The organism is Sorangium sp. So ce693, assembly GCF_051521375.1.
Classification (GTDB): Bacteria; Myxococcota_A; Polyangia; order Polyangiales; family Polyangiaceae; genus Sorangium; species Sorangium atrum.
On sequence record NZ_CP150347.1, the window covers coordinates 138,642 to 151,097 of the forward strand.

Consider the following 12,456-nt stretch of genomic DNA (forward strand, 5'->3'; position numbering starts at 1 on the left):
CGGGCGGGATGACCGGGCTCCCTGGGGGGCGGCGCTAGAGCGGGCGCACCGGCAGGCAGAGCTCGCAGCGGAAGCTGTTGGTCTTGGGATCGTGGAACTCGCCCTGGTAGAGCTCGAAGCAGGGCCGGTGATCGGGCTGATAGCCGCTCTCAGGGAGCCACCTGCCGAAGAGCTGGTCCCAGGCGGCGCCGATCGTGTGCGCCTCGCCGAGGAACGCGCCCGCGGCGTACTTGCCGCCGGCGACGTCGGTCACGTTGACGTCGCCGTCCGCCTTGAAGTCCTGCGGGATCACGATGGCGGCGTCGAGGCGGCACTTGGCAGGCTCGGTGACCTTGGGGTTGTCGTGCGCGATGTTGAGGCAGATGCGGTCCGGGGTCCACAGATCGCGGGCGCTGGCCCAGCGCACGAGCCGCTTCCAGGCCTCGTCGACGCTCCCTCCCGGGCCGTAGGGGCCGACGCATCGGACATAGGCCACGTGGTAGCTCGGCAGGGTCTTCACGGTCACGTTCATGATCTCCTCCTCGTCTTGGCGGGCGTCCGCGCCCGACGAGGAGGCATCTTGGTCAGGCGCGCAGAGCGCTGCTTTGCAGGGATTGCGCTCGACTTCACCCGGCTTGCGATCCGCTTGCCGCGCCTTGCGCGCGTCCGTGGCGCCGCCGGTGCGCCAGGCGGACGCGCTCATGCCGAAGCGCTCCTTGAAGGCGCGCGCGAAGGCGCTCGCCGAGCTGAAGCCGTTCTCGAGGGCGATCTCGAGGATGTCGGCGCGCGGCCGCTGCACGAGGTGGCTCGCCGCGGTCTCGAGGCGCGTCCGCTGGATGAACTCGCGAAGGTTCTCGCCCGTCATGGACTTGAACACGCGGTGGAAGTGAAACGGCGAGAACGCCGCCACGGCCGCCAGCGTGTCGAGGGAGATGTCCTCCGCGCGGTGGGCCTGGATGTAGTCGATCACGCGGTTGACCCGCCGCTGGTACTCGGCGCGGCTCCTGTCGGACGTTGCCACGGGCGGAGGGTACCTGATGGATGGTCGCAGAAAAAAGGGCCTCGGCCGCGACCGCGCCCAGGTTGGGAGGAGCGCCCGGCACCCGACTCAACGTGGGTCGGGTCGCCTCAACGTGGGTCGGGTCGCCTCAACGTGGGTCGGGTCGCCTCTACTCGAGCTCCAGCTCGACGAGCCGGATCTCCCCCTCCAGGAACCCCGTCTCCCGGAAGTACGTCATGTACTCCACCCGCTCTCCTTCCCGCGCGAGCTCCGCGTGCACGAGGGCGGCATAGGGCCACGCATCCGGCGTAGGCGGGACCTCGGCGGTGAGAACCACCGCGCTGTCCGACCAGGGCCCCTCCGGCGCCGGAGCCGTCCGGATCGAGATCTCCGACGATACCGGCTCGCTGTACAGCGCGATGTACCTGCCGACATGCTCATTCCAATGCACCGACATCATCGGTGCCCCCGCCATGACCGGCTCCGCCTCACCATGGCCCTTCACCCAGCGCTCGTCCGAGAAGAACCGCCACGCGTCGCGCTCCGTTGCCTCCGCGAGCGGGGCGCGCGCGACGATGCACGGGCACGTGAGACCCGAGCACGCGCAGGCATAGGCGTAGAGCATCCCCTCGCGGACGAGCGCCGCCGACGTGAGCAAGGGCTCATCCGCGCCGAAGAGGAGCGTCGGATCCGCAGCGCCCGGGCGCACCTCCGGGCGTGCGGGGGGCGCGTCGAGGCTCTCCCAGACAGCGATGGACGACCCCAGCATGTCGACTTCGAACGCCCCGGCCCCGAGTCGCCCCGTCACCTTGCTGTAGAAGACGAGCGCACGGCCGGTCGCCTCGTCGACGACGATGGGGCCCGGCCACAGCGCATAGCGCGCTCCGCAGTCCTCCTCGCACGTCTCCTCCGCACGAGGGTCGGAGTGCTCGAGGTTGAACGCGAGCTCCTCCTCGGTGAACGGCAGGAACTCCCGCGGCGCGCCGTCCGCGTCGAGCGGCTCGGTGAGCGACGAGAGCCCATCCGACGCATCCAGATCGTCGGTCGCGCAGAAGGTGCTCGACCTCCAGAGCGCCCCGTCTTCCCCCGGCATCTCCAAGGTCGTGTCGCCGAACACCCACACCGATCGGTCGCCCCACCGCGCGCTGTAGCCGCCGTCCCGCCCTCGGATCGCCGGGGCAAACTCCAGCGCGCCCAGGTCGCGCACCGCGCGCACCGCGGCCTCGGGCGCCTCCTCGCCACACCCGGCGCACAGGAGAGCGAACCCGGCGGCTCCCATGGTCCTTCGATAACGCATGCGCGCGAGGGTACCATGGGGAGCCTGAACGCCGCCGCCGTCGGCGTCGCTCCGCTGCCGGACTCCACGCGACGGGGGCGCCGGCGGGCCCCGCGCGCACAAGGGCTCTGGCGCAGAGGATGGCGGCGATCCGCAAGAGGCGAGGAGAGCTACTCCGCTGATCGGTTCGCGGTCTGGAGGACGGCGATGCCTCCGCCGCTGTCAAATCTGCCTGCAGGCGGCAGCGCAGCGGCGGCACTCGTCAGCGCACGTCTTCATCTGCATATCCCCAGTGAGCTTATCGCAGCTCGCCGCGCACTGCTCGCAGAGGCTGGCGCACACGCTCATCATCTGGGGGATCTGGGGCGAGCTGCGCAGGAGGAGCTTCGAGGTCGCCTCGCAGATATCGGCGCAGTCCTGGAGCATCCGCATGTGCGTGGCGCTCACGTGAGAGCCTCCCATCTCGAGGCAATACTGAGCCGCGTGCGTGCAGATCGAGCCACAATCCTGGGTGAACCGGGCCACCTCCCGGAACGATCTGTCCCCCGGAAACTTGATCATGAGAACCCCCCCTTGATCCAACCGGCCGCCCCTCGCCGCGAGGGAGCCTCGCGACAAGGCGGCAACTTCGGTATCTGGAGGGTGCATGGATTCGATGGCTTTCGCATGTCGGGCCATCCCGTAAATGGGCCTCGGAACAGCGACCGACGCCGAGACCGCCGTGCCCTCGAGCGCGCCTCGCGAACAGCCGGGACGCCGCGAGACATGCGCGAACGCCCCGCCCGAACCGCTGGTCCCGCCCTGGTCGCTCCCTCAGCGCAACGCGGCGACACAACTTGGCTCTACTGCGGGAAGTTGCCCCGGCTCGGCAGAAAAACCGCCAAGCCGCCAAAGACGCCAAGGGGAGAGGGGGAGGGGGCCGTCCGGGCATCCCCCCTATTCCCCGGTTCTCTTGGCGCCCTTGGCGGCTTGGCGGTTCGCTTCCCCGGCCGACTTGCCGCAGTAGAGCTTAGCACCCAGGCGCGCGGCAGATACCCATCTTCAGGCGCGCGATCTCCTGGAGCTCCTCGGCGATCTCGAGCGTGCGCATCGCGGCGGCGCGCGCGAGCGCCTGGGACTCCTCGGTGACCGCGAGGCGCGCGAGGAGCCGCCGGCCCATCTCGTGGTGATGGCCCTCGTCCGGCTGGATGACGTCGCGGTAGAGGCGCGCTGTCTCGGCGTCGCCTTGCGACTCGCAGTAGTCGATGAACGCCTGGTTGTGCACCTTCGCGAGCGCCTCGCGCGTGAACTGGCCCGCTGCGACGCGCTCGACCGTGGAGCCGAGCCCCTTCAAGTACCCGAACATCGGCGTGGGAGGCCCGAACTTCGCCGGGATCGCCGCGGGGTCGACGCCGAGCGCGCGGAGGCGCTCGGCGATGAGCCGGTAATGCCTCGCCTCGTCGCCGCACTGGCGGGCGAGGGCGAGCTTCACCTCCACGTCGGTCTCGGTGGTGAGCCAGAGCGCAGCCTCCTCGGTCGCCTCGAGCTCCTTCTTGAGCGCGGTCGCGAGCAGCGCCGGGATGCCGACGCCGCTCGCCGGCTCCGCCGCGCGGGCCACGGCGCCGATGTGGGCGAGGCGCTCACCGACCTTGCGGTCGAGCTCGTCGAGGAATTCCTCTGGTTTCATGCGGGGCATGATGGGCGCGCCCCGCGCGGCGGGTCAATAGGCCGCGCTTCCGGCGGCCAGGTGGGTGTACCCTCCTCGAATGGCCTGGTGCTTCCTGCCGCCGTGGATCGATCTCGAGTCGGTCTCGATCTCGTTCGAGCTCCCCGCGCGCACCGTCCTGAAGCGCACCGGCGTGGCCGCGCTCGCCACGTCGAGCGCGACGGTGCTCCGCCTGACGCTCGCGCCGGCGCTCCTGCGGATCACCTTCGAGCCGTACCTCGTCATCGACCTGCCGCCGCCGCTCGGTGACATGGGGCTCCAGCAGATCGAGTACGACTTCCGTTCAGGCGCGATGACGCCCAACGTCTTTTACACGGGAGGGCTCGTCCGGGTCGGAAAGGGATCGGCGGAGGACGAGGCGCGCGCCTTCATGCGCGGACTCGTCACGTCGACGCCCATGGCCATGCCCCCGTACGACCCCACGAGCGATCCCGATCTCGTCGTGACGGTGCGTCAGGCGCTCTCGAACCTCGAGGCCGGCAGCAGTACGGCCGTGCGGGGCGCCCGCCTGTCCGCGCGGCTGACACTGCGCCAGGAGCTCGCTGGCGGGGTGGGCTCGGACGGGTTCCGCATTCCGACCGGCGCGACCGTCGCGGCCAGCGTCGATATCGAGGGCACCCGGCAGGAGATCGAGACGGCGCCGCGCGTGCAGCGCATCGAGGTCGACTGTTCGTCGGCGGTGCTCCAGAAGGGGGGAGTCGACCAGGCCGATGTCCGTCGCTTCATCGTGAAGCGCGGCGGCGAGATCGCCGTCGAGCGGGTCGAGCCGCTCGGCGCGGCGCGCCAGGCCGCGGGCGCCGAGTCGCTCGTGCGCCTGTTCAGCGCCCTGGTCGCGGGCGGCGGCGTCGCGCTCGACCCGCAGCGCCTCGGGCCGAGCGTCGTGGAAGGGCTCGTCAAGGAAGAGATCGCGCGCGCCCTGCGCCCCGCGCTCGTCGGCTGGGTGCGGCAGAACGCCGACATCGTCGTGGGGATGGACCTGCGGCAGGTGCTCGGGATACCGGCGGAGGGAGGCGACGTGGCATGAGGGGCGGCGCGGGCGTTCGCGACGCGCGCTCCGTGCTTCTCCGGGCGCCGAGCGCCCGAGGGGTGTTATAAGCTACGGAATGCGACTCTCCGCGATCCACATCTATCCCGTCAAAGGCTGCCGGGGCCTCACGCTCGACGCGGCCGCCGTCGACGCGCTCGGCCTCGCCGGCGATCGGCGGTTCATGATCGTCGACCCCGAGGGAAAGCCCCTCACGCAGCGCCCGCTGCCGCGCATGGCGCTCATCGAGACGCAGCTCTCCGAGAGCGCGCTCACGCTCGGCTTCGCCGGCCGGCCGCCGATCTCCGTGCCGCGCAGGGCCGAGGGCGCGCGCCTGCTCACGGTCGAGGTCTGGAGCAGCAGCGGCCTCCTGGCCGAGGATTGCGGTGACGAAGCCGCCGCTTGGCTCAGCGGCGTCCTGGATCACCCGGCGCGGCTCGTCCGCATCGGCGAGGCGTTCCGGCGGCCCGTCCTCAAGGCCTCGGTGGCAGGCACGGAAGACGTCGTGTCGTTCGCCGACGAGTTCCCGCTGCTCGTGATCTCCGAGGCCTCCCTCGCCGATCTGAACGCTCACCTCGAGGGCCGGGGCGCCGCGCCGTTGCCGATGGATCGCTTCCGGCCCAACCTCGTCGTGAGCGGCTGCGCTGCCTTCGACGAGGACCTGTGGAGCCGCGTCCGTATCGGAGACCTCGTGCTCCGCGCCGGCGGCCCGTGCGGCCGCTGCGTCGTCACCACGACCGACCAGCGCACCGCAGAGCGCGGCCCGGAGCCGCTCCGCACGCTGGCCAGCTACCGGCGCGATGCGCAGAGGCCCGGCGAGGTGAACTTCGGACAGAACTACATCCAGGAGACGAAATCCGGCACATTGCGCGTGGGGGACGAGGTGACGGTCGTGTGACCGAGCACCCGATCTGCTCCTGCGTGGCGGCTCCTCGGGTGTCGCGGCGGCTCCTGGGAGAGAATGCGGCGGGCCAGCCTGCGCGGCTCGGATCACGGCGCGGTCGTGATACAAAGGGCCGATGAGAAAGCACGCGCTTCGTTCATGGATCGTCTCGCTCGCCGTCGTGACCTTGCTCTCGTTCGTGTCGCTCGGCAGCGCCTACGCGGGAGAGGCGGAGAAGAAGCTCGCCCTGGAGCTCACGCACCTCGTCATGCCGAAGGACGTCTACAACGCGCTCCTCGATCAGCTGATGACCAACATGAGTGCCTCGATGCAGCAAGCGGGCGCGAAGGTCTCGACCAAGGAGGCCAGCAAGCTGAAGGCGGTGGTCGCCGAGGTGCTGCCGTACGACGAGCTCGTCCAGTGGAACGTCGATATCTACGCGGGGAAGTTCACCGCCGATGAGCTGAAGGAGCTCATCAAGTTCTACGGCACGCCGGTCGGAAAGAAGGCCGCGAAGCTCCTCCCGGAGATCAGCGGCGAGGTGGGGAAGAAGGTCGGGACGGTCATCGTCCAGCGGATGCCCGCGGCGATGAAGAAGGCCGGGATCCAGTAGAGGGCGCGACGCTCGGCGGTGCGCTCTGCGCGCTACCGCCTCTCGGCCAGGAAGCCGGCGACGGCGTCGAGCAGCGCCCGCGGCTCGTCAGCGCGCACCCAGTGGCTGCTGCGCTCGAAGATACGTAGATCCGCGCCCGGGATGAGCCGCGCGATCTCCTCCGAGAGATCGGGTGGGCAGATCCAGTCGTGTCGGCCGGCGATGACGAGCGTGGGCACGGCGATCTCGGGGAGGCGCGGCGTGAAATCGAATCTCCGCATGAACCTCTCCAGGCCGACGTTCCACGCGTCGACGCTGTAGATGGTGCGCGCGCGGGCCTCGTCCGCCTTCTGGGGATCGAAGGTGGTCGAGTAGAGCGGCCCCAGGATCTGGAGGAGGTCGGCGAACTGCGCGTCGCCCTCGATCTCGCCGGCCCAGAGGCGTTCGCACGCCGCTCTCTGCTGCTCGGTGCCGCGCTCCGCGACGATCCGCTTGGCCCGGTCGATGAGGCGATGGCTGGCTGCCGTGGCCACGAGGATGAGATGAGAGATGTTGCGCTGGTATTCGAGCGCATAGGCCATGGCCACCATGCCGCCATAGGAGGTGCCCATCACGACGATACGATCGAGGCCGAGGTGCAGGCGGAGCGCCTCCATGTCCTCGACGTTGTTCTCGAGGGTATACGTCTCCTTCGGCCCGCGCGCGGAGCGGCCCTGTCCGCGATGATCGAAGTAGACGAGCTGCGCCTGATCGGCGAGCGGCGTCATCCCGCCCTTGTGCGAGGCGTGATCTGCGCCAGGTCCGCCGTGTACGACGAACATCACCGGCTTCTCGCGCATCCGCGGGCCGTCGGGGACGAGGCCCATACCCTCGACGTCAAAGTAGAGCTCGGTGTCTCGGATCCTGGCGCGCACGGCGTCAGGGTATCCGATCGGCGGGGCGCGGTGGCGCGGGCGGGAGGTGCGTGGGGAGTAGCAGTGGAGGCGCAGCTTGTTGCCGGGGCAGCAGGGGCCGCCAGGGCGCTGTCGCGGCTGGTCGCTGTCAGGCGACGCCGTGTCGGGCCAGCCAGTCGAGCTGGCGCTGCCAGGCGTCGGCGGCGGCTTCCGGCCGGTAGCTCGGCCGGTAGTCGGCGTAGAAGGCGTGCGGGACGTCCGGGTAGACCTGGATCTCGGAGTGCGCGGCGCCGGGCGCGCTGCCGATCTCGGAGGCGGCACGGAGCGCCTCCTGCAGCGCGGTGACCGTCGGGAGGGGGATGCCCTGGTCCTGTCCGGCGTAGAGGCCCAGCACGGGCACCTGCAGCGCGCCCGCCACGTCGATGGGGTGCTTGGGCTGGGCCTCGGTCCGATCGCCGGTCAGGCGTCCGTACCAGGCCACTGCCGCCTTGAGCGCCGGGTTGTGCGCGGCGTACAGCCACGTGATGCGCCCGCCCCAGCAGAAGCCGACCGCGGCCACCTTGCGGACGTCGGCCTTTCCGGAGGCTTGGGCGAAGGCCACGCTGGCGTCGAGGTCGGAGAGGACCTGCCGGTCGGGTACGCGGCCCGCCAGAGCGCGAAACTCATCGACGGTGTGGAGGTGGCTCGGATCGCCTTGCCGAACGAACAGATCCGGGGCGAGGGCGTAGTAGCCGCGGTGTGCGAGGCGGCGGACCACGTCGCGAATGTGCTCGTGGACGCCGAAGATTTCCTGGATCACCAGCACCAGAGGAAAGGGGCCACCGGAGGCGGGGTGGGCGCGGTAGCCGGGGAGGTCACCCGCGGGCGCGGGAAGGGTGATCGGGCCTGCGATGAGTCCGGCGTCGTCGGTGTGGATGGGCTTCGGAGCGTTGCTCTCGGCGATGGGCGTGGAGGCGGTCATGGCGGGCGCCCAGCAGCCTCCGTGCCATGGGCGCGACCGACCCGACCCGGGTTGAGGAGCTGAGGAGCCGACCCGGGTTGGGGAGCCGACCCGGGTTGGGGAGCCGACCCGGGTTGAGGAGCCGACCCGGGTTGAGGAGCTGAGGAGCCGACCCGGGTTGAGGAGCTGAGGAGCCGACCCGGGTTGAGGAGCCGGCCCGGGTTGAGGAGCTGAGGAGCCGACCCGGGTTGAGGAGCCGGCCCAGGTTGAGGTGCCGACCCAGGTTGAGGTGCCGACCCAGGTTGAGGTGCCGGCGGTGGAGCCGCAGCTACCCCGCCGCGCGCACACCCTCGCCGGCGACTGCCTGCGGCCGCCACTGCGCGACGTTGCCGGTGCGCTCGGCGAAGAATTCCCGCGTGCGCCGCCACGAGAGCTGCGCCGCGTCGGCGTGGTACGCCGGCCGCGTCTCGTTGAAGAACCCGTGGCGCGTCCCAGGGTACACGAACGAGCTCAGCTCTCGCCCCGCAGCCCTGAACGCCTCCCCCACCGCTGGCGCCCTCGGGGTGATCGCCGGATCGTCCTCCGCATAATGCACCTGCAGCGGAAATCGCACGTTCCTCACCTGCTCCAGGGCCGGCGCCTGCCCATAGAACACAGCGCCCGCCGCGAGCTCCACGCCTGCGACCGCGAGCTGCCCCACGAGCCCGCCGCCCAGCGAGAACCCGACGGCGGCGACGCCCCCCGGCCGCACGTCCGACCGGCCGACGAGGTGCGCCGCCGCCGCCCTCGCGTCGGACAGGTAGGTCGACGTGTCGCGGCTACCGAACCAGGCGAACACCTTCTTCAGCCGCTCCTGTTCGTCCGCCGGCAACCGCGCGACCACCTCGTCGCGGTCGGCGGCGCGCAGCAGGCTCACCCCCCGGGCCACCTCCGCCTCGGTGAAGGTCCGGTGCGTCGTGTCGTGCGAATACAGGTTCGGCGCAAACGCGATGTACCCTTCCTGCGCGAAGCGCCTCGCCAGCTCGATCGTATGGACCGTGAGCCCCAGCCCCTCGTGGAGGATCAGCACCGCCGGCGCCGGCGAGCGCCCGCCCGACGCCGGGCGGACCTGCACCGCCTCCACCGGCCCGTGGGGCCCCTCGAACGACGTCCTCTCGACGCCTGTGCTCGCGGCGCTCATGCCTGCACCTCCGCCTCGGCCGCCTTGTCCTTGCGGGCGGGCTTCAGCTTGCTCGGGGGCCGCTTGCCGAATGGCTCCCCGGCCACGATCTCGGAGCGGACCCCGTCGACCCCCACCGGGATATCTCCGGTCAGCGTCACCCGGTAGAGGACGCGCTCGACGTCGAGGTGCCCGAGGTCCTGCGGCCCCAGGTGCGCCGTGGCTCGGTTGTCCCAGAACGCAATGCTGCCGGGCTCCCACCGGAACCGCACCGTGTAGGTCGGGCGGCTGATCTGCTCGAAGAGCAGATCGAGGATCGCGCTGCTCTCGCGCGGCGACAGCCCGACGATGTGGCTGGTGAATCCAGGGCTGACGAACAGCGCCCGCTCGCCGGTCTCGGGGTGGACGCGCACCACGGGGTGGATCGAGATCAGCGGGTTTTCGCGCACCTTGCGCAGGTACGGGCTGTCCTGGTCCTGCGGCGCGAACCGCAGCCCGAAACGGTGCTCCGCGCGCAGGCCGTCGACGAGCGCGCGCAGCGGCGCGGACAGCCCCTCGTAGGCTGCCACGAGGTTCGTCCAGGTCGTGTCGCCGCCGTACGGCGGCAGGATGTGCGCCCGCAGGATCGACGCCGCCGGCGGGTTCACGGCCGCGGTGACGTCGGTATGCCAGCGGTTCTCGTAGCTGAAGCGCCTGCCGTACCGGCGATCGTAGCGGCGGCTGTCGATGGCGAGGATCTCCGGGTGCTCGTCGAACGGCTCGTCCTCGTGCGGATGGGCATAGGTCACCTCGCCGAAGCGCGCCGCGAAGGCGATCTGCTCGGCGTGCCCGAGCGGCTGGTTCCGGAAGAAGACGACCTTCCACTTCAGCAGCGCCGCGCGGATGGCCGCCACGGAGTCGTCGGGCAGCGGCTTCGAGATGTCGGCACCGTGGATCTCGGCGCCGATGTGCCCTGCGAGCGGCTTTACCTGGATGGCTTGATCGGATGCTCTCTGGCTCATAGGTCTCCTCCGCGTGGTCCCCCCGCCACGTCCTTGCTGGCGGTCGGTATGCGGGCGCCGTGCCAGAGTGCGAGCGGCGGCGTGCGCGTGGGGACACACGGTGCGGGGCGCGCGTGCGGAAGTCCCCAGAACGTCTCCAGCGGGGGGCCTAGTGACGTCGTCGCCCACGGCGAGCGCGTCGAACACCTTCGTCCTCTCCGCGATATCGCCGAAGTGCAAGCAGACCTCGGTGTCGCTCCCCTTCGCGGCCGGCGTGCCGGGCATCGTGTCGATGACGATGAGATGACGCCAGGACCGATGTGCAGCGTGGCGTGGAGGATCCGGTCCTTGCTCTCGGGAGATGGGTTGTCGCCCGACACATCGCCGAAACGCATCACGCCCTCACACTTCGCCCCGAGCGCTCTTGTAGAGCGTGATGGCCTTCTCGGCGGTTCCGCCGAACATCAGACAGGGCTCCATGCGCTTGAACGACATGGGTGTGCCCCCGTACGGCCCAGGAGCGAGCGGCGTCGCTCCGGGAGCGATTTCAATGCGTCGACGCTTTGAGGAGCTCCAGAACATCCGTCGTCGCGGAGACGGCGCGGCTGACGAGCGGGAGGGGCGTCCCGGAGGCGTCAGTCCACTTCGGCGCGGAGATGGGGGACGCGCGAGCGGCTCGTGCAAACGGCGCGACGTCATTCGTTTCCCTGCGGCGCCACCACGATCTCCGTCCGCAGCCGGACGCCGCGCGCGCCCTCGGCGGTGCCCCTGAGCGGCGCGACGTCATCGTAGTCGCGTCCGTAGCCCAGCACGATGTGCCCTGGCGCGCCCAGGCGCCCGAGCGTCGGATCGAGGTCGTGCCAGCAGCCCGACGGCAACCACACCGACGCCCACGCGTGCGAGGCGCGCGCCGGCGCCGAGGCGGAGCCGGTCACGTAGCCGCTCGCATAACGCGCCGCGAGGCCCATCGATCGCAAGCACGCCACGGCGAGGTGCGCGAAGTCCTGGCAGACGCCGCGCCGGAGCTCGCAGAAGACGGCGATGCCGGTGTCCGCGGTGGTGACGCCCGGGGTGAAGGTGAAATCCCGTCGGATCTGGTCGACCAGCCCCTCCAGCGCTCCGCCGAGCGGGAGGCCTTCCCGGAAGCTCTCCCGCGCGTAGTCGGCCATCGCGCCGCTCCGCGGCGCCCGCGCCGTGCCCTCCACGAGCGCGCGAAGCGCCGGGTCCTCCGCCGCGGCGGCCGCCGTGCGCGCCGCCACGGCCCGCCAGTCGTCCCCGAGATCGCCGGCGCCGCCCGCGGCCTCCTCGCAGAGGCGCACCACGCTGAGGGCCGTGACGTCGATCGCGCCGAAGCTCCCGCAGATCTCTATCCGCGCGCGGCGGTTGCCGAAGGCGTCCTCCTCGACCCGCCTCGAGCGCGGCGGCGGCCGCACCACCAGCTGGTGAAACTCGACCGCTTGATGCGGCAGCGCGCGCGGGGTGAGGTGCGCCTCCAGCCGGCACGCGACAGCGCCGTCGGCCCCGAGCTCGTACCGGCTGCGGTGAACCACGCGGTAACGACGCGCCGCCACGTGGACCCTCTCCGCCAGCCGCGCGGCCCTTCAGCCGCTCACCATCACCTTCGCCTGCGACGGCGCGACCTGCACGCCCATGGGCATGTTCGGGCTCTTGCCGTTCTGCGCCACCGCGCACGCGTGGAACACGACCGGATTGCCCTCGGCTTTCACCTTCGCCGAGAAGCTGCGGAACATCGCCTCGCCTTTGATCTTGCCGCTCACGACGCCGCCGGCAGCTCCCGCCTCGTCGCCGGTCGACATCGGGATCTCGCTCTGCTTCGTGAGCACCGGCTTGCCCTCCACCAGCACCTTCAGGGCGCAGGTGCTCGGGAGCGCCTGGTTGCACATCGCCACGTTCGGGTACGGCAGCGGCACCGGCGGACCGGGCGGCGCAGGGGTCTTGCACGTGTCCGGCATGGCCTGGCAGATCCCGGCCTGCGTCGTTGTTACAGGGAACATCGCCGCGCCC

General features: G+C 70.9%; 14 protein-coding genes. 4 read left to right on the forward strand and 10 right to left on the reverse strand.

The window, feature by feature from the left end; all coding sequences use genetic code 11:
- Positions 1–34: 34 nt before the first annotated feature.
- The 4 genes from WMF14_RS00520 to WMF14_RS00535 all read right to left on the reverse strand — a co-directional run bounded on the left by WMF14_RS00520 (position 35) and on the right by WMF14_RS00535 (position 3,921).
- A complete protein-coding gene (locus WMF14_RS00520) occupies positions 35–1,000 on the reverse strand; it encodes an AraC family transcriptional regulator (protein WP_437798232.1) in 966 nt (321 codons plus the stop codon).
- 148 nt (positions 1,001–1,148) lie between these two features.
- Positions 1,149–2,276 carry a DUF4185 domain-containing protein gene (locus tag WMF14_RS00525; protein ID WP_437798234.1) on the reverse strand — a complete coding sequence of 376 codons (1,128 nt, stop codon included), beginning with the start codon at positions 2,274–2,276 and terminating at the stop codon, positions 1,149–1,151.
- 201 nt (positions 2,277–2,477) lie between these two features.
- The gene (locus WMF14_RS00530; protein WP_437326953.1) at positions 2,478–2,816 is read right to left on the reverse strand and encodes a four-helix bundle copper-binding protein; all 339 of its coding nucleotides are present in this window, start codon (positions 2,814–2,816) and stop codon (positions 2,478–2,480) included.
- 448 nt (positions 2,817–3,264) lie between these two features.
- Positions 3,265–3,921, reverse strand: a complete 657-nt coding sequence (locus tag WMF14_RS00535) for a ferritin-like domain-containing protein (protein ID WP_272097150.1) — start codon at positions 3,919–3,921, stop codon at positions 3,265–3,267.
- A 79-nt stretch (positions 3,922–4,000) separates the two neighbouring features.
- Between WMF14_RS00535 and WMF14_RS00540 the strand changes: the two genes are divergently transcribed.
- The 3 genes from WMF14_RS00540 (at position 4,001) to WMF14_RS00550 (ending at position 6,480) form a co-directional block, all read left to right on the forward strand.
- Positions 4,001–4,984, forward strand: a complete 984-nt coding sequence (locus WMF14_RS00540; protein ID WP_437798237.1) for a hypothetical protein — start codon at positions 4,001–4,003, stop codon at positions 4,982–4,984.
- A gap of 79 nt (positions 4,985–5,063) precedes the next feature.
- Positions 5,064–5,882 (forward strand): MOSC domain-containing protein, encoded by an 819-nt coding sequence (locus WMF14_RS00545; protein WP_437798239.1) that lies wholly within the window; start codon positions 5,064–5,066, stop codon positions 5,880–5,882.
- Positions 5,883–6,003: 121 nt separating this feature from the next.
- Positions 6,004–6,480 (forward strand): DUF2059 domain-containing protein, encoded by a 477-nt coding sequence (locus tag WMF14_RS00550; protein ID WP_272097153.1) that lies wholly within the window; start codon positions 6,004–6,006, stop codon positions 6,478–6,480.
- 32 nt (positions 6,481–6,512) lie between these two features.
- On the opposite strand, the gene WMF14_RS00555 is transcribed toward WMF14_RS00550, so the two are convergent.
- From WMF14_RS00555 to WMF14_RS00570, 4 genes are all read right to left on the reverse strand, one after another.
- A complete protein-coding gene (locus WMF14_RS00555; protein ID WP_437798241.1) occupies positions 6,513–7,373 on the reverse strand; it encodes an alpha/beta fold hydrolase in 861 nt (286 codons plus the stop codon).
- Between the two features lie 127 nt (positions 7,374–7,500).
- Complete coding sequence (locus WMF14_RS00560; RefSeq protein ID WP_437798243.1) at positions 7,501–8,313, reverse strand: dienelactone hydrolase family protein; 813 nt, start codon at positions 8,311–8,313, stop codon at positions 7,501–7,503.
- A gap of 307 nt (positions 8,314–8,620) precedes the next feature.
- A complete protein-coding gene (locus WMF14_RS00565; RefSeq protein WP_437798245.1) occupies positions 8,621–9,472 on the reverse strand; it encodes a dienelactone hydrolase family protein in 852 nt (283 codons plus the stop codon).
- The gene (locus WMF14_RS00570) at positions 9,469–10,452 is read right to left on the reverse strand and encodes a TauD/TfdA dioxygenase family protein (RefSeq protein ID WP_272097157.1); all 984 of its coding nucleotides are present in this window, start codon (positions 10,450–10,452) and stop codon (positions 9,469–9,471) included. The genes WMF14_RS00565 and WMF14_RS00570 overlap by 4 nt, the downstream gene beginning before the upstream one ends.
- A gap of 151 nt (positions 10,453–10,603) precedes the next feature.
- On the opposite strand from WMF14_RS00570, the gene WMF14_RS00575 reads away from it, so the two are divergent.
- Positions 10,604–10,738, forward strand: coding sequence for a hypothetical protein (locus WMF14_RS00575; RefSeq protein WP_437798247.1), 135 nt, complete (start codon positions 10,604–10,606; stop codon positions 10,736–10,738).
- Between the two features lie 388 nt (positions 10,739–11,126).
- On the opposite strand, the gene WMF14_RS00580 is transcribed toward WMF14_RS00575, so the two are convergent.
- On the reverse strand, positions 11,127–12,002 hold the full coding sequence (locus WMF14_RS00580; protein WP_437798249.1) for a transglutaminase family protein: 876 nt from the start codon (positions 12,000–12,002) through the stop codon (positions 11,127–11,129).
- A gap of 30 nt (positions 12,003–12,032) precedes the next feature.
- Positions 12,033–12,446 carry a DUF4150 domain-containing protein gene (locus WMF14_RS00585; RefSeq protein WP_272097160.1) on the reverse strand — a complete coding sequence of 138 codons (414 nt, stop codon included), beginning with the start codon at positions 12,444–12,446 and terminating at the stop codon, positions 12,033–12,035.
- Positions 12,447–12,456 lie beyond the last annotated feature (10 nt).